Genomic DNA, 23,452 nt, shown 5'->3' with positions numbered 1-23,452 from the left:
CCGTCAGGCGGCCAGCAGCTGCCGCAGCACGAATGGCAGGATGCCGCCGTGCTTGTAGTAATCGACCTCGATCGGCGTGTCGATGCGCAGGATCAGCGGCACCTTGCGGGCGACGCCGTCGCTGTGGATCACCAGCGTGGCCTGCTGCTGCGGCGCGATCTCGTCGGCAAGTTGAATGTCGAAGCGTTCGTCGCCGCGGATGCCGAGCGATTCCCATGAATCGTTGCCGATGAACTGCAGCGGCAGCACGCCCATGCCGACCAGGTTGCTGCGGTGGATGCGCTCGAAGCTGCGCGCGATCACGGCCTTCACGCCGAGCAGTTGCGATCCCTTGGCGGCCCAGTCGCGGCTCGAGCCGGTGCCGTATTCCTCGCCGGCGAAGATCACGGTCGGCGTGCCCTGCTCGATGTACTTCATCGCCGCGTCGTAGATGAACATCTTCTCGCCGGAGGGCTGGAACAGCGTCACGCCGCCTTCCTCGCGCGAGCCGTCGGCGCCGGGCGGGATCATCAGGTTCTTGATCCGCACGTTGGCAAAGGTGCCGCGCATCATCACGTCGTGGTTGCCGCGGCGCGAGCCGTAGGAGTTGAAGTCGGCCTTCTGCACGCCGTGGGCCTTGAGCCAGATGCCGGCGGGTGAGGATTCCTTGATCGAGCCGGCAGGGGAGATGTGGTCGGTCGTGATCGAGTCGCCGAACAGCGCCATCGCGCGGGCGCCGCGCACGCCGGCCACCAATTGCTTCGGCTCCATCGTGAAGTCGTCGAAGAACGGTGGCCGCGCGATGTAGGTCGAGCCCGGCCAGTCATAGACCTGGCCCTTGACGCCCTTGATCTTCTCCCACAGCGCGCCCGGTTCCTTCGCGACCTTGTCGTAGTTCGCCTTGAACGCCTTGCCGTTCATCGCGTACTTCATCAGCGCGTGCACCTCGTCGCTGCTGGGCCAGATGTCGCCGAGGTAGATGTCGCGCCCGCCCTTGCCCTTGCCGAGCGGCTCGGTCATCGGGTCCTTCAGCACCGTGCCGGCGATCGCGTAGGCGACCACGAGCGGCGGGCTGGCAAGGAAATTCGCCTTCAGGTTCGGGTGGATGCGCGCCTCGAAGTTGCGGTTGCCCGATAGAACCGCGGCGCAGATCAGGTCGTTCTTGGTGATCGCGTCGTTGAACTCGGGGCGCAGGTCGCCGGCGTTGCCGATGCAGGTGGTGCAGCCGTACGCGGCGACGCTGAAGCCGAGCTTCTCGAGGTAGGGCAGCAGCCCGGCCTTCTCGAGGTATTCGGTGACGATGCGCGAGCCCGGCGCGAGCGAGGTCTTGATGTGCGGCGCCACCTTCAGCCCGGCCTCGACCGCTTTCTTCGCGAGCAGCCCCGCGGCCAGCAGCACGCTCGGGTTCGAGGTGTTGGTGCACGAGGTGATCGCCGCGATCAGCACGTCACCGTTGCCCAGCGACATGTCGCCCACCGCCGGCTGCTTCGATGCCGCTTCCGACTGCGCGGCCGCCAGCGTCGGCCGGTTGCCGACCATCTCGACGACCTGGCGCGGCGCGCCCGGCGGCTCGGCAAGCTTTTCGTGCGGCACTTTCTCGGCCGCGTCCTCGGCCCGCACCACGTGGCGCGTCAGCAGGTGCGCGGCTGGCTGGTTGAAGCCGTTCTCGGCCGGCGGCTTGCTGAACAGCGAGGTGAATTGCGCCTTGACGTTGCCGAGCTCGATCCGGTCCTGCGGGCGTTTCGGGCCGGCCAGGCTCGGCGTCACGCTGCCCAGGTCGAGCGTGACGACGCGGGTGTAGTCGACCTCGCCGGCGCGCGGCGCCCCGAACAGGCCCTGCGCCTTGAAGTAGGCCTCGAAGGCCTCGATCTCGGCCGTGGTGCGGCCGGTGCCGCGGAAGTACTCGATCGTCTTCTCGTCGACCGGGAAGAAGCCCATCGTCGCGCCGTATTCGGGCGCCATGTTGCCGATGGTCGCGCGATCCGGCAGCGCCAGGCCGGAGGTGCCTTCGCCGAAGAACTCGACGAACTTGCCGACGACCTTCTCGCGGCGCAGGATTTCGGTGACGGTCAGCACCAGGTCGGTCGCGGTCACACCCTCGCGCAGGCGCCCGGTGAATTCGAAGCCGACCACGTCCGGCGTCAGGAAGTACACCGGCTGACCCAGCATGCCGGCCTCGGCCTCGATGCCGCCGACCCCCCAGCCGACGACGCCGATGCCGTTGATCATCGTCGTGTGGCTGTCGGTGCCGACCAGCGAGTCGGGGTAGTAGACGCCGTCGGCCGTCTTGTGCACCCCGCGGGCGAGGTACTCGAGGTTCACCTGGTGCACGATGCCGAAGCCCGGCGGCACGACGCCGAAGGTGTCGAAGGCCTGCATGCCCCACTTCATGAACTGGTAGCGCTCCTCGTTGCGCTTGAACTCCAGCTTCATGTTCAGGTCGAGCGAGTTCTTCTTGCCGTAGTGGTCGATCATGATCGAGTGGTCGACCACCAGGTCGACCGGTACCAGTGGCTCGATCGTCTTCGGGTTCTTGCCCATCGCCGCGGCGACGTTGCGCATCGCGGCCAGGTCGGCCAGCAGCGGCACGCCGGTGAAGTCCTGCAGCACGACGCGGGCGACGACGAACGGGATCTCGTTGGTGCGCTCCGCGTTCGGTTGCCAGTTCGCGAGCTCGGCGACGTGCTCCTTCGTCACCTTGACGCCGTCGCAGTTGCGCAGCACCGATTCGAGCACGATGCGGATCGACACCGGCAGCCGGCTCACGGTCGGGAACTGCTTCGCCAGCGCCGGCAGCGAATAGAGCTCGCCAGGCCTGCCGGAGGCGGTGCGGAACGATTTGCGCGTGCCGGCGAAGGCATGCGCGGCGGATTTGGCGGTCCTGGCGGTCGAAGAATTCTTGGTCTTGGGCATGGCGGGAACCTCGTCGAAAAACGCCGGCTGGGCTGAACGAACCATTGTGTCAGCAGACGGTGACGCCCGCTCCTTCAGCGCGGGGCGAGCTCGTCGATCTGCGCGAGCACCCGGTCGAGTTCGACCGCGACGTGCTCCATCTCGCCCAACGCCGGCTGGGCCTGGCGCGCGACCAGCGCGGTGTGCAGCGCCTGCGCCGCCGCGAGCAGCGCGTGGGCGCCGAGCGTGCCGGCGAGCCCTTTCATGTCGTGCGAGCGGCGCAGCGCGTCGCTCCAGCGCTGCTCGGCCAGGGCTGCGCCGACCTCGGCCACGAAATTGGCCTCGGCGTCGCGAAAGCCCTCGAGTAAACGCCGGTAAAGATCGTCGTTGCCCATGCAGAACGCGCGGCCCGCGGCGACGTCGATCGGGGTGCCGTCCGGCAGCTCGATCGGCCCCGCCGACGCAGTCTGGCCAGCGTCGGCCGGCGCACCCGGGACCGCGATCCACTGCGCCATCGTGCGCAGCATCGATTCGACATGGATCGGCTTGGTGATGTGGGCGTTCATGCCACTGGCGAGTGCCCGTTCCCGGTCCTCGGTGAGTGCGCTCGCGGTCATGGCGATCACCGGCAGCTTCTGCCACTCGGGCCGTCCGCGCAGTTCGCGGGTCGCGGTGTAGCCGTCCATCACCGGCATCTGGCAGTCCATCAGCACACCGTCGAACGGGCCCTCGGTCGCGAGCTTGTCCAGCGCCTCGCGCCCGTCCTTGGCGACGACCACCTCCATTCCTGCGCGCCGCAGCAGTTCGCAGGCGAGCTGCTGGTTCAGCGGGTGGTCCTCGGCCAGCAGCACGCGGGCACCGGCCAGGCGCTGGCGCACCGCGAGCGACAGCGGCGGCGTGCCGGTCGCGCGGCGCGCGACCACCGGCGGCGGCTCCTGCCGGCGCGCCTGGACCAGCGCGTCGTGCAGGCTGGACGGCGTCACCGGCTTGTGCAGCACGCCTGCCAGGGGCAGGTCGGCGCAGGCCCGCACGGCGTCGTCCCGGGCGAACGCGGTCACCAGCAGGATGCAGGGATGGAGGTGCGGGTGGCGCGCCAGAATGCGCCGCGCGCACTCGACGCCGTCGATGCCGGGCATCTTCCAGTCGATCAGCAACCAGGTGTAGTCGGCCGGTCGCTCCGCGAGAATGGCCAGCGCCTCCTCGCCGCTCTGTGCGCGATCGACCACCACGCCGAGCGCCTCCAGCATCCCGCCGAGCACGTCGAGGGCGGCGGCGCTGTCGTCGACAAGCAGGGCGCGGCGGCCGCGCAGTTCGTTGGCCATCCAGGCGCGGGCGGGCGCCCGCGGCGCGCTGCGGCCGAAGCGCGCGGTGAAATGGAAGGTGGACCCCACACCCGGCGTGCTTTCCACCCACATGCGCCCGCCCATGCGCTCGACCAGCTGGCGGCTGATCACGAGGCCCAGGCCGGTGCCGCCGAAGCGGCGCGTCGTCGAGCTGTCGGCCTGCACGAAGGGCTGGAACAGGCGCGAGATCTCCTCGGCGGACAGCCCGACGCCGGTATCGCGCACCCAGCCATGCATCTCGATCACGTCGGCGTCCTGGTGGGTCACTTCCATGCCGACCGTGACGTCGCCGGCGTCGGTGAACTTGATCGCATTGCTGCCGAGGTTGACGAGCACCTGGCGCAGACGCGTCGGGTCGCCGATCAGCCGGCGCGGCAGATCGGGCGCGGCGGTGAACAGCAGCTCCAGCCCTTTCTCGTCCGCCTTGAGGCCGAGCACGTCGGCCATTTCGCCGACGACCGATTCGAGTTCGAAGTCGATGCGCTCCAGCGCCATCTGCCCCGCCTCGATCTTCGACACGTCGAGGATGTCGTTCAGGATCTGCAGCAGGTTGCGGGCCGAGCTGTGCGCCTTCTCGACATAGTCGCGCTGCTTGTCGGGCAGGCCGTCTTCGAGCGCGAGATGCGTCATGCCGATGATCGCGTTCATCGGCGTGCGCAGCTCGTGCGACATGTTGGCGAGGAAGCTCGACTTGGTCTGGCTGGCCGCCTCGGCGGCGGCCCGCGCGCGCTCGGTCGCGGCCTGCAGCTGCTTGCGCGCGGTGATGTCCTGGATCACCGCGCAGAACTCCGGCGTGCCGGCCCATTCGAGTGCGATGACGTTCACGTCGGCGTCGAACTCGGTGCCGTTCAGACGCCGGAAGCGCCATTCGAAGCTGTGCACGCGGTCGCCGCGCGCGGTGTGCGCGCGCAGGTCGGCCAGCGCGCGGTCGCGGCTTGGCTGGCCATCGGCCTGGGTGTCGGCCGACAGCCCCGGGAACCACGGCACGCGGCCCAGCAGCAGCTGCGCGTCGCTCGTGCCGAACAGCTTCAACGCGGCCGGATTGCAATGCGTGATGCCGCGTCGCGGATCGAAGAACAGGTAGCCGGTCGGGGCGTGCTCGAACAGCGCGGCGAAGCGCAGCTCGGTCTCGCGCCGCGAGGTCACGTCGAGCCAGTAGCCGTTGTAGGTCGTGCCGCCGTCGGCCTCGCCGCGCGGCGAGCTGTCGGCCAGCACCCAGCGGCCGCCGCGCTCGCCGGCCGGGTCCGCCGGGACGCGGAATTCCTGCGGCAGCGTGGGTGGCGCATCGCCGGTGCCAGCCAGGCGCCAGGGCAGCGTCGGATCACGTTCGATCTGCTCCGGCGGCACGCCGAACAGATCCTGCGCGCCGCGCCCGATGAACGCGAAGCGCGGCGCGCCGCGCGCCGGGCGGGTGTAGCGGAACACCGTCAGCGGCAGCGCCTGCGCGAGCTCGACGATGTCGCGACGCGCCTGCAACGCGGCGTCGACCGACTGCAGGCGGCGCCAGCTCAGCCAGATCAGCAGGCAGCCGACGGCCCATAGCAGGAGGCCGCCGGTCCACGCGCTGTGGGTCAGGGGCGCTTCCTCGTCGAGCGGTTCCAGCACCCAGACCTTCAGCGGCGCGAGGTCGCCCAGTGCGGACGACAGCGTCACGTGGCGCATGCCGGCGACCTGCGTGAACAGCGGGCCGTGCACGGCGTCGCCGAGCCGCCCCTGGGTCCAGTCCAGCTCTGGCGGCACGCGTTGGTAGACCTCCTGCCAGAGCGCGTCGGGGCGGGGCGGGGCGCCCGGCACGCGCTGGAGCATCAGGTCGTCGTGGTTGGACAGCACGACCACGCCGTTGATGTCGGTGACGAACACGCGCGCCCCGTCGGTGTCGCTGAGCAGGCGGTTCAGACGATCGGTGTCCTGCTTGACGAGCGCGACGCCCACCGGCTGGCCGTCGTTCAGCACGCGGTTCGCGAAGTACAGCCCCGGCACGCCGCTGGCCCGGCCGAGCAGGAACTGCACCGCTGCGCCGCTGGCCATCGCCTCGACAAAGTAGTCGCGCTTCGCGAAGTTGCCTTCGATCGCGGCGCGCGCGCTGCGTGCGCTGCCGTTGATCGCGACCAGCGTGCCGGTGCGGTCGATGAACGCGGCCAGCGGGATGCCGAAATCGGCCGCCATCCGATCGAGGGTCTGTTGCAGTTCGACCTGCTCGGAAACTGCGTTCGGCCCATGCGATCCGCTGACGAAGGCAGGCACGAGCCGGCGGTGCGACAGGTCCAGCGGCAGCGCGGCCAGTTGTCGGAAGGTGATCGAGAGGGTGTCCTTCACGCCCGTCAGGCGCACGGCGGCCGTGGCGGCCGTGCGCTCGCGATGCTCGGCGAGTCGGTCCTGCAGCCACCAGTACGACATCGCGGCAATCGCCAGCGTCCACGCTCCGGTCAGGATCCAGAGATGACGCGGCCGGCGCGGGCGCCGGTCCCCTGCAGTTTCACCCTGGTTGTTCGCCACCCGACTCCTCGTAGCGCGCCCGGCGTGTTGCCCGGGTCACATTTGGTTCACATTTCTAACAGAAATGCGAAGCGTCGAGCTGCATGGCCTAGGGGGTTTGATAGGGCAAATAGCGCACAGACAACACTCCGTCGATCGCGCGCAGCGAATCGAGCACCGCGTCAGTCACCGGGCTGTCCACGTCGACCAGCGTGTAGGCCATGTCTCCGCGCGACTTGTTGACCATGTTGTGGATGTTCAGGCCGGCCGTGGCCATCGCGGTCGAGATCTGCCCGAGCATGTTCGGCACGTTGGCATTGGCGATCGCGACGCGGTAAGCCGATTCGCGTGCCATGTCCACCTGCGGGAAGTTGACGGCGTTGACGACGTTGCCGTGCTCGAGAAAGTCGCGCAGCTGGTCGACGACCATGATCGCGCAGTTCTCTTCCGCCTCCGCGGTCGACGCCCCCAGGTGTGGCAGCGCGAGCACCTGCGGGTGGGCGTTCGCGGCCGCGCTCGGGAAGTCGCAGGCGTACCAGGCGAGGCGGCGCGCATCGAGCGCCTTCAGCACCGCCGCCTCGTTGACGACGCCGTCGCGCGAGAAGTTCAGCAGCACCGCGCCGGGGCGCATCAGGCTCAGGTTGTCGGCATTGACGAGGTCTCGCGTCGCGTCGACCAGCGGCACGTGCAGCGTCACGAAGTCGGCGTTCTTCAGCACGTCGGCGACGCTCGCGGCTTTCCGGACCTGCGCGGGCAGGCTCCAGGCCGCGTCGACCGTGATGTGCGGGTCGAAGCCGTGGACCTCCATGCCGAGCTTGATCGCCGCATCGGCGACCAGGCAGCCCACCTTGCCGAGGCCGACGATGCCCAGGGTGTGGCCGGCCAGCTCGAAGCCGGCGAACGCCTTCTTGCCGTCCTCGACGGTCTTGTCCAGGTGGGGCGACGCGGTGTCCAGCCCCGCGACGAAGCGCAGCGCCGGTGCCAGGTTGCGCGCGGTCATCAGCATCGCCGCGAGCACCAGCTCCTTGACGGCGTTGGCGTTGGCGCCCGGCGCGTTGAACACTGGCACGCCGCGCTCGCTCATCGCCTTGACCGGGATGTTGTTGGTGCCGGCACCGGCCCGTGCGATCGCGACGACGCTGGGCGGGATCGACAACGCATGCATGTCGGCCGAGCGCACCAGCACCGCGTCGGGCGCGGCCATGCCCTTGCCGACCGCGTACAACTCGGGCGGCAGCCGCTTCAGGCCGTTGGCCGAGACCTGGTTCAGCACCAGGACCTGGAACCTCGACGCCTCAGCCATGGCGGGCCTCGAACTCCTTCATGTAGGCGACCAGCGCCTGCACACCTTCGATCGGCATCGCGTTGTAGATCGACGCGCGCATGCCGCCGACGGCGCGGTGGCCCTTCAGCTGCAGCATGCCGCGTTCCTCGGCACCCTTCAGGAACGCGGCGTCGAGCGCCTCGTCCTTCAGCTTGAACGGCACGTTCATCAGCGAGCGGTCGGCGCGCTGGATCGGGCTGTTGTAGAACGACGTGGCGTCGAGGAAGTCGTAGAGCACAGCCGCCTTCTTGCGGTTGTGCGTCTCCATCGCGGTGAGGCCGCCGCGCTCCTTGATCCACTTGAACACGAGGCCGGCGATGTAGATCGCGTAGGTCGGCGGCGTGTTCAGCATCGAGTCGTTGGCGGCCTGCTCGGCGTAGTTGAAGGCCGACGGCGTGATCGGCAGCGCGCCGCCGAGCAGGTCCTCGCGAACGATCACGATCGTCAGGCCCGCCGGCCCGATGTTCTTCTGCGCGCCGCCGTAGAGCAGGCCGAACTTCGACACGTCGAGCGGGCGCGACATGATGTTGGACGACACGTCGGCGATCAGCGGCACGTCGCCGACGTCGGGGGTGAAGTGGTACTCGACGCCGCCGATCGTCTCGTTTGCGCAGATGTGCACGTAGGCGGCGTTCGGGTCGAGCTTCCAGGTCTCGCGCGGCGGAACACGGTCGAACTTCGTCGCTTCGGAGCTGGCGACGACGTTGATCCTGGCGTACTTGCCCGCCTCCTTGATCGACTTCTTCGACCACTCGCCGGTGTTGACGTAGTCGGCGCTGGCGCGGCCGCGCAGCATGTTCATCGGCACGATCGCGTTCTCGCCGATCGCGCCGCCCTGCATGAACAGCACCTTGTAGTTGACGGGCACGGCCAGCAGTTCGCGCAGCAGCGATTCGCACTCGGCGTGGATCGAGATGAACTCCTTGCCGCGGTGGCTCATCTCCATCACCGACATGCCCGAGCCGTGCCAGTCGAGCATCTCGTCGGCCGCCTGGCGCAGCACGGATTCGGGCAGGGCGGCAGGGCCGGCGCTGAAGTTGAAGACACGGGTCATGGGAGCGGTTCTCCGGGGGCGGGTTGCAACGGGGCTGGCTAGCTTAGCCGAAGCGCCTGTTAGATTCCTCGCATGGCCGACACGACCTTCTTCTGGCACGACTACGAAACCTTCGGCCGCGTGCCGCGCCGCGACCGGCCGTCCCAGTTCGCCGGCGTGCGCACCGATGCCGACCTGAACGAGATAGGCGCGCCGCTGATGCAGTTCTGCCAGCCTGCGCCCGACTTCCTGCCCGAGCCGGGCGCCTGCGTGCTGACCGGCATCACGCCGCAGCAGTGCCTCGCGCAGGGCGTGCCGGAGCACCGCTTCGCCGACGCGATCGAGCAGGAGCTGGCGCGTCCCGGCACGATCGGCGTCGGCTACAACTCGATCCGCTTCGACGACGAGGTCACGCGCCACCTGTTCTGGCGCAACCTGATCGACCCGTATGCGCGCGAATGGCAGAACGAATGCGGCCGCTGGGACCTGCTCGACGTGGTGCGCACCACCTGGGCGCTGCGACCCGAAGGCATCGAATGGCCGGTGCACGACGACGGCCGGCCGTCGTTCAAGCTCGAGCACCTGACCGCCGCGAACGGCATTGCGCACGCGGCCGCGCACGATGCGCTGTCGGACGTGCGCGCGACCATCGCGCTGGCCCGGCTGGTCAAGGCGCGCCAGCCGCGGCTGTGGGACTTCTGCCTGCGGCTGCGCAGCAAGCACGAGGTGGTGCGCGAGATGGGCGTGGGCAAGCCGTTCCTGCATGTCTCGGGCATGTACGGCGTCGAGCGCGGCTGCATCGCGCCGGTCTGGCCGCTGGCGCCGCACCCGACCAACAAGAACGAGGTCATCGTGTGGGACCTGGCCTCCGCGCCGGACGAGCTCTTCACGCTCGGCGTCGACGCGATCCGCACCCGCATGTTCACCCGCAGCGATGAGCTGCCTGAGGGCGTGACCCGGCTGCCGATCAAGACCATCCACATCAACAAGTCGCCGATCGTCATCGGCAACCTGAAGACGCTGAACGATGCGACGGCCACCAAGTGGGGCCTGGACATCCCGCAGGCGCTGCGCCATGCCGAATCGATCGCGGTCAAGGCGCACCTGCTGGCCGGCATGTGGCCAGCGATCTTCGAACGCCCCGCGCGCGAGGCTGCGACCGATGTCGACGAGGACCTGTACGGCGGCTTCGTCGGCAACGAGGACCGGCGCACGCTGCAGAAGCTGCGCACGCTGAACGGCGCGCAACTCGCACAGACGCGGCCCGCGTTTGCGGACGCGCGCCTGAATGAATTGCTGTTTCGCTACCGTGCCCGCAACTTTCCCGAGACCTTGAACGACGCCGAGCAGACACAGTGGACGGAGCACTGCGCGCACCGGCTGCACGACGGCGCTGGCGGCGCGCTGACGCTGCAGGCGTTCCTCGACGAGGTCGATGCGCTCGGCGAGGATGCCGACGAGCGCACGCAGGAGATCCTCGGCGCGCTGGTCGACTACGCGACCGAGATCGCGCCCGAGCGGGACTGACCCTTCAGGGCGCCGACGCGGCGCTGGCCGGCGGCATCGCAGCGGAAGCGGCCGCGGCGGGCGGCATCGGCGTGATCACCATCGGCTCGGCCTTCGGCTCGACGAGTTCCGCATCGGCCACGAGGTAGCGCTGCAGCAGCTTGTAGAAGCGGTCGTAGAAGGGCGCCGACGTGATCGTCTCGCTCGCGACCTTGACCAGCGAATCGTCGCTCGACGTGAACGGCAGCGACAACGAGCCGATCGCGCCGACGCCCACGCTGGCCGAGTTGTTGCTCTTCTTCAGCGCGTAGCGGTCCTGCAGCGCGTTGACGAACGCCAGCGTGGCGCGACCGCCGCGCCCGTCCGGCGCACAGACGGTGTGGAACTCGAGCTGGACGTGCACCTCGGGCTCGGGCTGGAAATACTTGCGGCCGTTGACCCGTTCGCCGTCGGCCGCGGTGATCACGAAGCCCTGGCTCAACAGCGCGCGCCTCGCCGCCTCGCAGGTATAGGCGGGCGCGCTGTCGAAGCGGCGCGAGTGCGTCGTCGTCGAGCCGAACGCTTCCGGCTCGAGCTTGACGCGGCCGCCGCCGAGGCTGCCGCACGATGCCAGCAGCGCTCCCGCGACCAGCGAAGAAAGCGCGGCCCCGAGGGGCCGCCACGCCTTGTGCATCACGCCCCGACGCTGGCCGCCGCGTCGGTGAACTCCTCGATCTGATCGAAGTTCAGGTACTTGTAGACCGTGCCGCTGGCGGCAGTCAGCACGCCCATGTCGACCATGTACTCCTCGCGGGTCGGGATGCGGCCGAGCTTGGAGCAGATCGCCGCCAGTTCGGCCGAGCCGAGGTAGACGTTCGAGTTCTTGCCGAGCCGGTTCGGGAAGTTGCGGGTGCTGGTGCTGAACACGGTCGCGCCTTCCTTCACCTGCGCCTGGTTGCCCATGCACAGGCTGCAGCCGGGCATCTCCATGCGGGCGCCGGCATTGCCGAGCACGCCGTAGTGGCCCTCGTCGCTGAGCTTCTTGGCGTCCATCTTGGTCGGCGGGGCGACCCACAGCTTGACGGGGATGTCGCGCTTGCCTTCGAGCAGCTTGCTGGCGGCGCGGAAGTGGCCGATGTTGGTCATGCACGAGCCGATGAAGACCTCGTCGATCTTCGCGCCGGCGACATCGGACAGCGTCTTCACGTCGTCCGGGTCGTTCGGGCAGGCGACGATCGGCTCGTGCACGTCGGCCAGGTCGATCTCGATCACGGCGGCGTACTCGGCATCGGCGTCACCCTCGAGCAATTCGGGGTTCGCGAGCCAGGCTTCCTGCGCCTTGATGCGGCGCTCGAGCGAGCGGGCGTCCGAATAGCCGTTCGCGATCATCCACTTCATCATCGTGATGTTGCTGTTGATGTACTCGGCGATCGGCTCCTTGTTGAGCTTGACCGTGCAGCCGGCGGCGCTGCGCTCGGCCGAGGCGTCGCTCAGCTCGAACGCCTGTTCGACCTTCAGGTCCGGCAGGCCCTCGATCTCGAGGATGCGGCCCGAGAAGATGTTCTTCTTCCCCTTCTTCTCGACCGTCAGCAGCCCGGCCTTGATCGCGTACAGCGGGATCGCGTTGACCAGGTCGCGCAGCGTGACGCCGCGTTTTGAAGCATCCGCCATCGTGCCCTTGAATCGCACCAGCACGCTCTCCGGCATGTCGAGCGGCATCACGCCGGTGGCCGCGGCGAACGCGACCAGGCCGGAGCCGGCCGGGAAGCTGATGCCGATCGGGAACCGGGTGTGCGAGTCGCCGCCGGTGCCGACGGTGTCGGGCAGCAGCAGGCGGTTCAGCCACGAGTGGATGACGCCATCGCCCGGGCGCAGCGAGATGCCGCCGCGGGTGCTGATGAAGTCGGGCAGCTCGTGGTGCATCTTCACGTCGACCGGCTTCGGGTAGGCCGCGGTGTGGCAGAACGACTGCATCACCAGGTCGGCGCTGAAGCCCAGGCAGGCCAGATCCTTCAGCTCGTCGCGGGTCATCGGGCCGGTGGTGTCCTGCGAGCCGACGCTGGTCATGCGCGGTTCGCAATACGTGCCGGGGCGCACGCCCTGCTGCTGGCCGTTCACGACGGGCAGACCGCAGGCCTTGCCGACCATCTTCTGGCCCAGGCTGAAGCCCTTCTTGGTGTCGACCGGGTTCTGCGGCAGGCGGAAGAGCGTGCTGACCGGCAGGCCGAGCGCTTCACGTGCCTTGGCGGTCAGGCCGCGGCCGATGATCAGCGGGATGCGGCCGCCGGCGCGCACCTCGTCGAACAGCACGTCGCTCTTGACCGTGAACTCGGCGATCACCTTGCCGTCCTTCAGCGCCTTGCCGTCGTACGGACGCAGCTCGATCACGTCGCCCATGTTCATCTGGCTCACGTCGAGCTCGATCGGCAGCGCGCCCGAGTCTTCCATCGTGTTGTAGAAGATCGGCGCGATCTTGCCGCCCAGGCAGACGCCGCCGAAGCGCTTGTTCGGCACGAACGGGATGTCCTCGCCGGTGAACCACAGCACCGAGTTGGTCGCCGACTTGCGCGACGAGCCGGTGCCGACCACGTCGCCCACGTAGGCAACGAGGTTGCCGCGCGCCCGCAGTTCCTCGATGAACTTCACCGGGCCGCGCTTGCCTTCTTCCTCCGGCACGATGCCCGGGCGCGGGTTCTTGTGCATCGCCAGCGCATGCATCGGGATGTCGGGGCGGCTCCAGGCGTCGGGCGCGGGCGACAGGTCGTCGGTGTTGATCTCCCCGGCGACCTTGAAGATGCTGACGGTGATGGACTTCGGCACTTCCGGACGCGAGGTGAACCACTCGGCGTCGGCCCAGCTTTGCAGCACGGCCCTGGCGTTGGCGTTGCCCTTCTCGGCCTTTTCCTGCACGTCGTGGAACTGGTCGAACATCAGCAGCGTCTTCTTCAGGCCCTCGGCGGCGACCGCGCCGACCGAGACGTCGTCCAGCAGGTCGACCAGCGAGCTGATGTTGTAGCCGCCCAGCATCGTGCCGAGCAGCTCGGTGGCGCGCACGCGGCTGAGCAGCGGCGAGTTCTCGGTGCCATGGGCGACCGCGGCGAGGTAGCTCGCCTTGACCTTGGCCGCGTCGTCGACGCCCGCGGGCACGCGGTGCGTGATCAGGTCGAGCAGCGTGGTCTCCTCGCCGGCCGGCGGGGCCTTCAGCAGCTCGATCAGTTCTCCGGTCTGCTGGGCTGACAGCGGCAGCGGCGGGATGCCGAGGGCGGCGCGTTCGGCAACGTGTTGACGGTAGGCTTGCAGCATGGGAGCTCCTGGTGTTCGTGAGAGAGTGGGTGAGGGCGGGCGGAGGAGGAACGTCAGGCCGCTTTCGGCACGATGACCTTCAGGCCCTTGAAATAGTCGCGGAAGAAGCCGGCGTCACGGGTGATCAGCGCGCTGCACTGAAGCAAGGCATGTGCCCCGACGATGAAGTCGGGCACGGCCCGCTGACCGGCGCTCTCCCTGCCGAGCGCGCGCAGGCGCTGCTTGTAGCGCCGTTGCATTTCCCCGGCCCGGATCGCAGCCTTGCGCTCGACAGGCAGGAAGCTCATGCCCATCTCCTCGACCACGTCCATGATCTCGGAGCCGTGGCCGAGCCCGGCAGTGATCTCGCTGACGACCACGTCGCACAGCACGACGGGGCCGTGGGCGAGCGCGTCGCGCACGCAGGCCTCCGCGGAATCGGCGCCGGCGTCTTCGCCGAGCAGGTCGATCAGGACCGAAGAGTCGATTGCGATCATCAGGCGTCGACGGGATCGCCCGGTGCCCGGCCGCGCAGCTCGCGCATCACGTCGTCGGTCGTCAAGCCTTCGGCGAGCTTGAAGCGGCCGCGCGCCCGCGAGATCGCGTCGTCGACGTTCTTGCGCAGGATGATGCGGCCGCCGTCGAGCTCGACCTTCAGTTGCGTTCCCTTGGTCAACCCGAGCGCATCGCGCACGGCCTTGGGCAGCGTGATCTGTCCGCGTTCGGCAACGGTGGCTTCCATGGCGCGCTCCTTCGATGAAGTATGCATGAATTGTACATACTTCTCGAAGCGTACTTGCGGCGCGGGGTTACTTCAGCGGGGCAGACGCGGGCGCCGTGGTCATTGCTGGCGCCGATGCGGCGTCCGACGCGCTCGACGTGGCGGGTGCCGGTGGGGTCGGCGTCGGCGCCGGGCCAGACAGCATGTTCCCGGCAGCCGGCGCGGCGCCGGAGGCGGCCGCGGCGGCCTTGGCGACACGGGCCGCCTCGATCAGCTCGCGCTGCTTCGGGCTGACGCAGTCGTCGACGATGCGCTGCGCGGTCTTGACGTTCAACAGCATGGACTTGTTGACGATTTGCACCATCAGCGTCTCGCCGCGCACGTCCTCGAGTCGGATCGCGCCGGTCGACGACAGCACCGGCTTCATCAGGTAGTCGGCCTTGCCGTGCTTGACTTCCACATACGCCGGGAATTTGGCGCTGGCCACGATGTCGATCGTCTGCTTGAACTCGCAGTCGTAGACGCCGTAGAAGACGCGCTCGGCGGCGTCGATCTGCTCCGGGCCTGCGGCGGCCGGCGGCGGCGGCGGCTCGACGACCTTCTTGGGGGCGGCTGCCTTCTTCGGTGTGCTCTTCGTCGGCGCGGCCTTCTTGGCGGGCGCCGTCTGCGCAAGGGCGACCGGCGCAGCGACACACAGGGCGAGGGCGGCGGCCAGGGCGAACGTCGAAGATTGAATCGTCATGGTGTGTGGGTGACTGAATGAGGAGCCGCGATTGTGGCCGCGTGGGGCCATCGTGCGTGCCGGTGCGCAACGGACGCGCGGCGCAGCCGTGCAGCCATCACGCCGCGGCCGCAACCGGCGGAAAGAACCGTGTCAACACGTTGGCAGGCAGCGGCTGGCCGGTTCGCTTGGCGCGTTCCAGCACCTGCCAGAAGTAGCGGTAGCTCGCGCGGTCATGCAGCGTGCTGCGGTGGCTGATCGGCGCCCACTGGGCGTCCTGCGCCGCGGTGATGATCTCGATCGCCAGATCGGTTTCGGCCGCGGTCGGCGCGAACGCCTCGACGATCGGCTCGATCTGGTTCGGGTGGATGCTCCACATCCGCGCATAGCCGAATTCGCGCGCGGCGCGCGTCGCCGCAGCGGAGATGGCGCGTTCGTCGTTGAACTCGGTGACGACGCAGTGGGACGGCACCTTCGCGAACCCGTGGCAGGCCGCGGCGATCTCGAGCTTGGCGCGCACCACCAGCGGATGCGTGAACTGACCGTCGGCGCTCATCGCGGAGGCCGGGATCGCGCCACGATGCGCGGAGACGAAATCCATCAGTCCGAACGACAGCGACTCGATGCGCGGGTTCGCCGCGATCGCCGCCACGTCGCGCAGCGCGCCGTGCGTCTCGATCAGCGCGTGGACCGGAATCGGCCGCGCCAGCTGGTGGACGCGGCTCTGGTGGTCGATTTCGGCGCAGGCGCGCTGCAACTCCTGCGCGTCGCGCGGCTTGGGCACCATCAGGTACGCGAGCCGGGTGCCGGCGCGGGCGACCAAGGTGGCCACGTCGTCGGCGAAGCTCGGGTGAACGACCGGGTGAACCCGCGCGCCGACGCGACCGAACCAGTTGGCGGACGACATCACCAGTTCGGCCGCCATGCGCGCGTGCTCGGCCTCGCCGCCGACCGGCGCGCCGTCCTCGCAATCGAGCGTGACGTCGAACACCGGGCCCATCTCGGCCTGCAGCGCGAGGCTCTTGCGCATGCGCACCTCGACGCCGCAGTAGTGATCGCACACCGGGATCGCCGGGGCGGCGTCCCCGCTGTCGAACAGCGCGTCGCGGGGGTGGGTCACCTTACAGCAGGTGCTTGACGCCGTCTTGCTCGCCCTGGAGTTCCGCCAAGGTGACGTTGATGCGCTCCTGGCTGAACGCGTCGATCGGCAGGCCCTCGACGATCTTGTACTGGCCGTTCTCGGTCGTGACCGGGAAGCCGAACATCACGTCCTTCGGAATGCCGTACTCGCCGTTCGACGGCACGCCCATCGTGACCCACTTGCCCTGCGTGCCCAGCGCCCAGTCGCGCATGTGGTCGATCGCGGCGTTGGCGGCGGAAGCGGCAGATGACACGCCGCGCGCCGCGATGATCGCCGCGCCGCGCTTGCCGACGGTCGGCAGGAAGGTCTCGGCGTTCCAGACCTGGTCGTTGATCATGTCCTTGACGCTGGCGCCGCCGATCGTCGCGAAGCGGTAGTCGGCGTACATGGTCGGCGAGTGGTTGCCCCAGACCGCGAGCTTCTCGATGTCGGCCACCGGTTTGCCGGTCTTGGCCGCGACCTGGCTCAGCGCGCGGTTGTGATCGAGACGCAGCATCGCGGTGAAGTTCTCGCGCGGCAGGCTGGGCGCGCTCTTCATCGCGATGTAGGCGTTGGTGTTGGCCGGGTTGCCGACCACCAGCACTTTGACGTTGAGGCTCGCGACCTTGTCGAGCGCCTTGCCCTGGGCGGTGAAGATCTCGGCATTGACGGCCAGCAGTTCGGCGCGTTCCATGCCGGGGCCGCGCGGACGCGAGCCGATCAGCAGCGCGTAGTCGGCGTCCTTGAAGGCGGTCATCGGGTCGCCGTGCGCTTCGATGCCGACCAGGAGCGGGAACGCGCAGTCCTCGAGTTCCATGATCACGCCCTTCAGCGCGGCCTGCGGCTTTTCCATCGGCACTTCGAGCAGGCTCAGGATCACCGGCTGGTCCTTGCCCAGCATCTCGCCCGAGGCGATGCGGAACAGGACGGCGTAACCGATCTGGCCAGCGGCGCCGGTGACGGCGACGCGAACGGGTTTCTTGCTCATGCGGATTCTCCGAAGGAATGGTGAAAAGATCGTCTGCGAGTTTAGGCCAGAGTGCAGGCCGCACTGCGGGTTGTCACCGATTTTCCGAGCCGGGGCGCCCAGTCTGATGTCTTCTATAAGACATAAACCAGTCGTCGGACGGTGATTCGGGCCGCTTTGTGCTGCAATCGGGGCATGTCCGTGATCTCCCCGCCCACCTCGGCCGACGCGCCGGTCGGCCCCGCCTTCAGTCCGCTCTACCAGCAGATCAAGGCGCTGATGACCAAGAGCCTGCAGCACGCCGAGTGGCGGCCGGGGGAAGCGATCCCGAGCGAGATGGAACTCGCGGCCCGTTTCAAGGTGAGCCAGGGCACCGTGCGCAAGGCCATCGACGAGCTCGCCGCCGAGAACCTGCTGGTGCGCCGCCAAGGCAAGGGCACGTTCGTCGCGACGCATGCCGAGCAACACGTCCAGTTCCGCTTCCTGCGCCTGATGCCGGACAGCGGCGAGGCCGGCGGCATGACGCGTCGGCTGATCGACTGCAAGCGCCAACGCGCGCCGGCCGAGGTGGCGCGCGCGCTGCATCTTCGCGCCAGCGATCCGGTGATCCGTGTCCGCCGGGTGCTGTCGTTTCGCGAGACGCCCGTCGTGTTCGACGACATCTGGCTGCCGTCCGCACTGTTCAAGGGGCTGACCGGCGAGCGGCTCGCGGCTTACCGGGGGCCGCTGTACGGGCTGTTCGAGACCGAATTCGGTGTGCGCATGATTCGCGCGGAAGAACAGATCCGCGCCGTCGCCGCGCAGGCGGCCAGCGCCGAGCTGCTCGCGCTGCCGCTCGGCGCGCCGCTGCTGAGCGTGGAGCGCTTGTCGATGACCTACGGCGACAAACCGGTCGAACTGCGCCGCGGCCTTTACAGCACGGCGTCTCACTACTATCGCAATGACCTCAGCTGACGTGATTTCGGCTCGGGCCACGGCGCGTGGTGCTGCATTGCAATAAAATTGTTCGGTTACGCACCGGTTTCGACAGATCAGAACAAGGTTTCTTCATGGCACACACGGCAGAAGCAGTCAAAAAAACCAGGCCCGGCGAGAACATGCGGCTGATCGATGCGCTGGGGTACCGGCTCCCGCTGGCCGGCGTCGTGTCGATCCTGCACCGCGCCAGCGGTCTCGTGATGTTCGTGCTGCTGCCGTTCGTGATCTGGATGTTCGACACCAGCCTCACGTCCGAAATCAGCTACAGCCAGTTCGCCTCGGTCTTCCGGTCGGGCACCGGGCTGCTGCCGGGCTGGTTCTACAAGCTGGTCGCGCTCGCGTTGATCTGGGCCTACCTCCATCACCTGATCGCCGGCCTGCGCCACCTGTGGATGGACGTGTCGCACGAGGCGGTGAGCAAGGAGTTCGGCCGCACCTCCGCCATCGTCACGCTGGCCGTCAGCATCGTGCTGACCCTCGCGCTCGGCGCCAAGCTGTTCTTCTTCTGATCGCTTTCCCAAGTCACCACTGAGGCGCCCCTTCATGGCACAGAGTTTCGGTTCGAAGCGCACCGTCGTCGGCGCGCATTACGGTCTGCGCGACTGGCTGTCGCAGCGCGTCACGGCCACGCTGATGGCGCTGTTCACGCTGGCGGTCATCGTTCAGGTGCTGCTGCCCGGCGAGATGGGCTATGACAAGTGGGCCGGCATCTTCTCGCGGCAGTGGATGAAGGTGCTGACCTTCGTCGTGATCGTTTCGCTGCTCGTGCACGTGTGGGTCGGCGTGCGCGACGTGTTGATGGACTACGTGAAATCGGTGGGTGCGCGCCTCGCGCTGCAGGTGGCCACGATCGTCTGGCTGGTCGGCTGCGCCGGCTGGGCCATCCAGGTTCTTTGGAGACTTTGAGAATGCAATCGGCAATTCCCAAGATGTCGGCCGGCACGGCCTCGCTGTCGCGACGCAAGTTCGACGTCGTCATCGTCGGCGCCGGCGGCTCCGGCATGCGCGCCTCGCTGCAACTGTCGCTCGCGGGCCTGAACGTGGCCGTGCTCTCCAAGGTGTTCCCGACCCGCTCGCACACGGTGGCGGCGCAAGGCGGCATCGGCGCCTCGCTCGGCAACATGAGCGAGGACAACTGGCACTACCACTTCTACGACACCGTCAAGGGTTCCGACTGGCTCGGCGACCAGGACGCGATCGAGTTCATGTGCCGCGAGGCGCCGAAGGTCGTCTACGAGCTCGAACACTTCGGCATGCCGTTCGACCGCAACCCCGACGGCACGATCTACCAGCGTCCGTTCGGTGGCCACACCGCCAACTACGGCGAGAAACCGGTCCAGCGCGCCTGCGCCGCGGCCGACCGCACCGGTCATGCGATGCTGCACACGCTCTACCAGCAGAACGTCAAGGCCCGCACCAACTTCTTCGTCGAATGGATGGCGCTCGACCTGATCCGCGACGCCGACGGCGACGTCGTCGGCGTGACGGCGCTCGAGATGGAGACCGGTGAAGTCCACATCCTCGAAGCCAAGACCGTGCTGCTCGCCACCGGCGGCGCAGGGCGCATCTTCGCCGCCTCGACCAACGCGTTCATCAACACCGGCGACGGCCTGGGCATGGCGGCGCGCGCCGGCCTGCCGCTGGAGGACATGGAGTTCTGGCAGTTCCACCCGACCGGCGTGGCCGGTGCCGGCGTGCTGCTGACCGAAGGCTGCCGCGGCGAAGGCGCGATCCTGCGCAACAGCGACGGCGAGCGCTTCATGGAGCGCTACGCGCCGACGCTGAAAGACCTGGCGCCGCGCGACTTCGTCTCGCGCTGCATGGACCAGGAGATCAAGGAAGGGCGCGGCTGCGGGCCGAACAAGGACTACATCGTCCTCGACATGACCCACCTCGGCGCCGAGACCATCGCCAAGCGCCTGCCCAGCGTGCTCGAGATCGGCCACAACTTCGCGAACGTCGACATCACGAAGGAACCGATTCCCGTCGTCCCGACGATCCACTACCAGATGGGCGGCGTGCCGACCAACATCTTCGGGCAGGTGGTCGCACCGAAGGACGGCAACCCGAACTCGGTGGTGAACGGTCTCTACGCGGTCGGCGAATGCTCATGTGTGAGCGTTCACGGTGCGAACCGCCTGGGCACGAACTCGCTCCTCGACCTGCTGGTGTTCGGCAAGGCCGCCGGCAACCACATCGTCGACAGCGGCCTGAAGGCGAAGCAGCACAAGCCGCTGCCGGCCGACGCGGCCGACTTCACGCTCGCACGCCTCGCGCGCCTGGATGGCAGCACCGGCGGCGAGTACGCGCAGGACGTCGCCAACGACATCCGCAACTCGATGCAGCAGCACGCCAGCGTGTTCCGCACCCAGAAGCTGATGGACGCGGGCGTTGTCGAGATCAAGGCGCTGGCCGAACGGGTCAAGGGCATCCATCTGGCCGACAAGTCGAAGGTGTTCAACACGGCGCGGATCGAGGCGCTCGAGGTCGACAACCTGATCGAGGCCGCGATGGCCACGATGATCTCGGCCGCTGCGCGCCACGAGAGCCGCGGCGCGCACACCGTCGACGACTACGCGGACACGCCGGAGCACCCGAACGGGCGCAACGACGAGGTCTGGATGAAGCACACGCTCTGGTACTCGGAGGGCAACCGCCTCGAGTACAAGCCGGTCAACCTGAAGCCGCTGACCGTCGAGTCGGTGCCGCCGAAGGTTCGCACGTTCTGATCCGGGAAAGAATCACATGAAGCGCACGTTCCAGATCTACCGCTACGACCCCGACACCGACGCCAAGCCGCGCATGCAGACAATCGAGGTCGAGCTCGACGGCCACGAACGCATGCTGCTCGACGCACTGAACAAGCTCAAGGCGGTCGACCCCAGCCTGAGCTTCCGGCGCTCCTGCCGCGAGGGCGTGTGCGGCTCGGACGCGATGAACATCAATGGCAAGAACGGCCTGGCCTGCCTGACCAACATGCGCACGCTGCCCGGCGTGATCGTGCTGAAGCCGCTGCCCGGCCTGCCGGTGATCCGCGACCTGATCGTCGACATGACGCAGTTCTTCAAGCAGTACAACTCGATCAAGCCGTACCTCGTCAACGACGAGACGCCGCCCGAAAAGGAGCGCCTGCAGTCGCCCGAAGAACGCGACGAGCTGAACGGCCTGTACGAGTGCATCCTGTGCGCGAGCTGCTCGACGAGCTGCCCGAGCTTCTGGTGGAACCCGGACAAGTTCGTCGGCCCGGCCGGCCTGCTGCAGGCCTACCGCTTCATTGCCGACAGCCGCGATCAGGACACCGCCGGCCGCCTCGACAACCTCGAGGACCCGTACCGCCTGTTCCGATGCCACACCATCATGAATTGCGTCGACGTCTGCCCAAAGGGCCTGAATCCGACGCGCGCGATCGGCAAGATCAAGGAACTGATGGTGCGCCGCGCCGTCTGACCTCGAGATGGAAGCGTTGATTGACGAACGGGCGTTGAGCAAGCTGCGCTGGCGGTGTCGCCGCGGCCTGCTCGAGAACGACCTGTTCATCGAGCGCTTCTTCAAGCGCCACGCGGCGCAGTTGACCGAAGACCAGGCCCGGGGTTTGCTGATCCTGATGGACCTGTCCGACAACGACCTGCTCGACCTGCTGCTGGCCCGTCAGGAGCCCGCCGGGGAGCTGGAGAGAGACGACGTGGTGCAGGTGCTGCGCATGATGCGCGTGCCCGCGTGACGCAAGCGAGTTCACACCCCTTAGGCACTCTAGGCACTTGAAGGAAAGATCATGACCCCGTCCGACGTGAAAGCCACGCTGTCGTTCTCCGATGGCAGCCCCACCATGGATCTGCCGATCTACAAGGGCAGCATCGGCCCCGACGTGATCGACATCCGCAAGCTCTACGCGCAGACCGGCAAGTTCACCTACGACCCAGGCTTCCTGTCGACGGCGTCGTGCAACTCGACGATCACCTACATCGACGGCGACAAGGGCGAGCTGCTGTACCGCGGCTACCCGATCGAGCAGCTCGCGGAAAACTGCGACTACCTCGAGACCTGTTACCTGCTGCTCAAGGGCGAGCTGCCCAACGCGACCCAGAAGACCGACTTCACCAAGCTCGTCACGAACCACACGATGGTCAACGAGCAGATGCAGTTCTTCCTGCGCGGCTTCCGCCGCGATGCGCACCCGATGGCCATCATGACGGGCCTGGTCGGCGCGATGTCGGCGTTCTATCACGACAGCACCGACATCCACAACGCCGAGCACCGCGACATCGCGGCGATCCGCCTGATCGCGAAGATGCCCACGCTGGTGTCGATGGCCTACAAGTACACCATCGGACAGCCTTACATCTACCCGAAGAACGACTTGTCGTACGCCGGCAATTTCATGCGCATGATGTTCGCCACGCCGTGCGAGGAGTACGAGCCGAACGAGGTGCTGGTGCGCGCAATGGACCGCATCTTCATCCTGCACGCCGACCACGAGCAGAACGCCTCGACCTCGACCGTGCGCCTGTGCGGCTCGTCGGGCACCAACCCGTTCGCGGCGATCGCGGCCGGTGTGGCCTGCCTGTGGGGCCCCGCGCACGGCGGCGCCAACGAGGCGGCGCTGAACATGCTCGAGGACGTGCAGCGCATGGGCGGCGTCGAGAAGATCGGCGACTTCATCAAGCAGGTGAAGGACAAGAACTCGAATGTCAAGCTGATGGGCTTCGGGCACCGCGTCTACAAGAACTACGACCCGCGCGCCAAGCTGATGCGCGAGACCTGCCATGAGGTGCTGGACGCGCTCGGCCTGCACAACGACCCGATCTTCAAGCTCGCGATGGCGCTCGAGAAGATCGCCCTCGAGGACGACTACTTCGTCTCGCGCAAGCTCTATCCGAACGTCGACTTCTACTCGGGCATCGTGCAGCGCGCGATCGGCATCCCGGTCACGCTGTTCACCGCGATCTTCGCGCTGGCCCGCACCGTCGGCTGGATCGCGCAGCTCAACGAGATGATCGGCGACCCGGAATACAAGATCGGCCGGCCGCGCCAGCTGTTCAGCGGCTCGACGCCGCGCAACGTCGCGCCGATCGCGCAGCGCCGCTGAGCGCTGCAGGAACTTCGCGGCGCGCAGGCGCTGCGCCCACGGCCCC

19 protein-coding genes are annotated in these 23,452 nt (G+C 67.9%); 8 read left to right on the top strand and 11 right to left on the bottom strand.

Annotated elements, in window-relative coordinates; translation table 11 throughout:
- Positions 1-3: 3 nt before the first annotated feature.
- From ACWH49_RS25895 to serC, 4 genes are all read right to left on the bottom strand, one after another.
- Positions 4-2,892, bottom strand: a complete 2,889-nt coding sequence (locus ACWH49_RS25895; RefSeq protein WP_448174050.1) for an aconitate hydratase — start codon at positions 2,890-2,892, stop codon at positions 4-6.
- Between the two features lie 74 nt (positions 2,893-2,966).
- Positions 2,967-6,710 (bottom strand): response regulator, encoded by a 3,744-nt coding sequence (locus ACWH49_RS25890; protein ID WP_448174049.1) that lies wholly within the window; start codon positions 6,708-6,710, stop codon positions 2,967-2,969.
- 88 nt (positions 6,711-6,798) lie between these two features.
- Complete coding sequence (locus tag ACWH49_RS25885; protein WP_448174048.1) at positions 6,799-7,992, bottom strand: phosphoglycerate dehydrogenase; 1,194 nt, start codon at positions 7,990-7,992, stop codon at positions 6,799-6,801.
- Positions 7,985-9,067, bottom strand: coding sequence for a 3-phosphoserine/phosphohydroxythreonine transaminase (serC, locus tag ACWH49_RS25880; protein WP_448174047.1), 1,083 nt, complete (start codon positions 9,065-9,067; stop codon positions 7,985-7,987). The genes ACWH49_RS25885 and serC overlap by 8 nt, the downstream gene beginning before the upstream one ends.
- A 72-nt stretch (positions 9,068-9,139) precedes the next feature.
- Here serC and sbcB point away from each other — a divergent pair, with 72 nt between their 5' ends.
- Entirely contained in the window at positions 9,140-10,573 is a 1,434-nt protein-coding gene (sbcB, locus tag ACWH49_RS25875; protein WP_448174046.1) for an exodeoxyribonuclease I, read from the top strand.
- Positions 10,574-10,577: 4 nt separating this feature from the next.
- Here the strand turns inward: sbcB and ACWH49_RS25870 are convergent, their stop codons facing one another.
- From ACWH49_RS25870 to ACWH49_RS25840, 7 genes are all read right to left on the bottom strand, one after another.
- On the bottom strand, positions 10,578-11,225 hold the full coding sequence (locus ACWH49_RS25870; RefSeq protein WP_448174045.1) for a DUF2242 domain-containing protein: 648 nt from the start codon (positions 11,223-11,225) through the stop codon (positions 10,578-10,580).
- Entirely contained in the window at positions 11,225-13,834 is a 2,610-nt protein-coding gene (locus tag ACWH49_RS25865; RefSeq protein WP_448174044.1) for a bifunctional aconitate hydratase 2/2-methylisocitrate dehydratase, read from the bottom strand. Before ACWH49_RS25865 ends, ACWH49_RS25870 begins: the two co-directional genes overlap by 1 nt.
- A gap of 53 nt (positions 13,835-13,887) precedes the next feature.
- On the bottom strand, positions 13,888-14,310 hold the full coding sequence (locus ACWH49_RS25860; RefSeq protein ID WP_448174043.1) for a type II toxin-antitoxin system VapC family toxin: 423 nt from the start codon (positions 14,308-14,310) through the stop codon (positions 13,888-13,890).
- On the bottom strand, positions 14,310-14,555 hold the full coding sequence (locus ACWH49_RS25855) for an AbrB/MazE/SpoVT family DNA-binding domain-containing protein (protein WP_056463684.1): 246 nt from the start codon (positions 14,553-14,555) through the stop codon (positions 14,310-14,312). Before ACWH49_RS25855 ends, ACWH49_RS25860 begins: the two co-directional genes overlap by 1 nt.
- A 67-nt stretch (positions 14,556-14,622) precedes the next feature.
- Positions 14,623-15,276 (bottom strand): hypothetical protein, encoded by a 654-nt coding sequence (locus ACWH49_RS25850; protein ID WP_448174042.1) that lies wholly within the window; start codon positions 15,274-15,276, stop codon positions 14,623-14,625.
- Positions 15,277-15,373: 97 nt separating this feature from the next.
- The gene (locus tag ACWH49_RS25845; RefSeq protein ID WP_448174041.1) at positions 15,374-16,375 is read right to left on the bottom strand and encodes an HpcH/HpaI aldolase/citrate lyase family protein; all 1,002 of its coding nucleotides are present in this window, start codon (positions 16,373-16,375) and stop codon (positions 15,374-15,376) included.
- A 1-nt stretch (position 16,376) separates the two neighbouring features.
- Positions 16,377-17,363 (bottom strand): malate dehydrogenase, encoded by a 987-nt coding sequence (locus tag ACWH49_RS25840; protein ID WP_448174040.1) that lies wholly within the window; start codon positions 17,361-17,363, stop codon positions 16,377-16,379.
- Between the two features lie 174 nt (positions 17,364-17,537).
- Here ACWH49_RS25840 and ACWH49_RS25835 point away from each other — a divergent pair, with 174 nt between their 5' ends.
- From ACWH49_RS25835 to gltA, 7 genes are all read left to right on the top strand, one after another.
- Positions 17,538-18,296, top strand: coding sequence for a GntR family transcriptional regulator (locus ACWH49_RS25835; RefSeq protein WP_448174039.1), 759 nt, complete (start codon positions 17,538-17,540; stop codon positions 18,294-18,296).
- A gap of 143 nt (positions 18,297-18,439) precedes the next feature.
- Positions 18,440-18,829 (top strand): succinate dehydrogenase, cytochrome b556 subunit, encoded by a 390-nt coding sequence (gene sdhC / locus ACWH49_RS25830; protein WP_056463668.1) that lies wholly within the window; start codon positions 18,440-18,442, stop codon positions 18,827-18,829.
- 34 nt (positions 18,830-18,863) lie between these two features.
- Positions 18,864-19,226 carry a succinate dehydrogenase, hydrophobic membrane anchor protein gene (gene sdhD, locus ACWH49_RS25825; RefSeq protein WP_448174038.1) on the top strand — a complete coding sequence of 121 codons (363 nt, stop codon included), beginning with the start codon at positions 18,864-18,866 and terminating at the stop codon, positions 19,224-19,226.
- Between the two features lie 23 nt (positions 19,227-19,249).
- Complete coding sequence (gene sdhA / locus ACWH49_RS25820) at positions 19,250-21,049, top strand: succinate dehydrogenase flavoprotein subunit (protein ID WP_448174400.1); 1,800 nt, start codon at positions 19,250-19,252, stop codon at positions 21,047-21,049.
- 16 nt (positions 21,050-21,065) lie between these two features.
- On the top strand, positions 21,066-21,767 hold the full coding sequence (locus ACWH49_RS25815) for a succinate dehydrogenase iron-sulfur subunit (RefSeq protein WP_056463662.1): 702 nt from the start codon (positions 21,066-21,068) through the stop codon (positions 21,765-21,767).
- Between the two features lie 7 nt (positions 21,768-21,774).
- Entirely contained in the window at positions 21,775-22,041 is a 267-nt protein-coding gene (locus ACWH49_RS25810; RefSeq protein WP_448174037.1) for an FAD assembly factor SdhE, read from the top strand.
- Positions 22,042-22,092: 51 nt separating this feature from the next.
- Positions 22,093-23,406 carry a citrate synthase gene (gene gltA, locus ACWH49_RS25805; RefSeq protein ID WP_448174036.1) on the top strand — a complete coding sequence of 438 codons (1,314 nt, stop codon included), beginning with the start codon at positions 22,093-22,095 and terminating at the stop codon, positions 23,404-23,406.
- Positions 23,407-23,452 lie beyond the last annotated feature (46 nt).

It is taken from the genome of Rhizobacter fulvus (assembly GCF_964020785.1).
The sequence above is the reverse complement of the archived record's forward strand: the minus strand, read 5'-3'. Positions and strand labels throughout refer to the sequence as shown.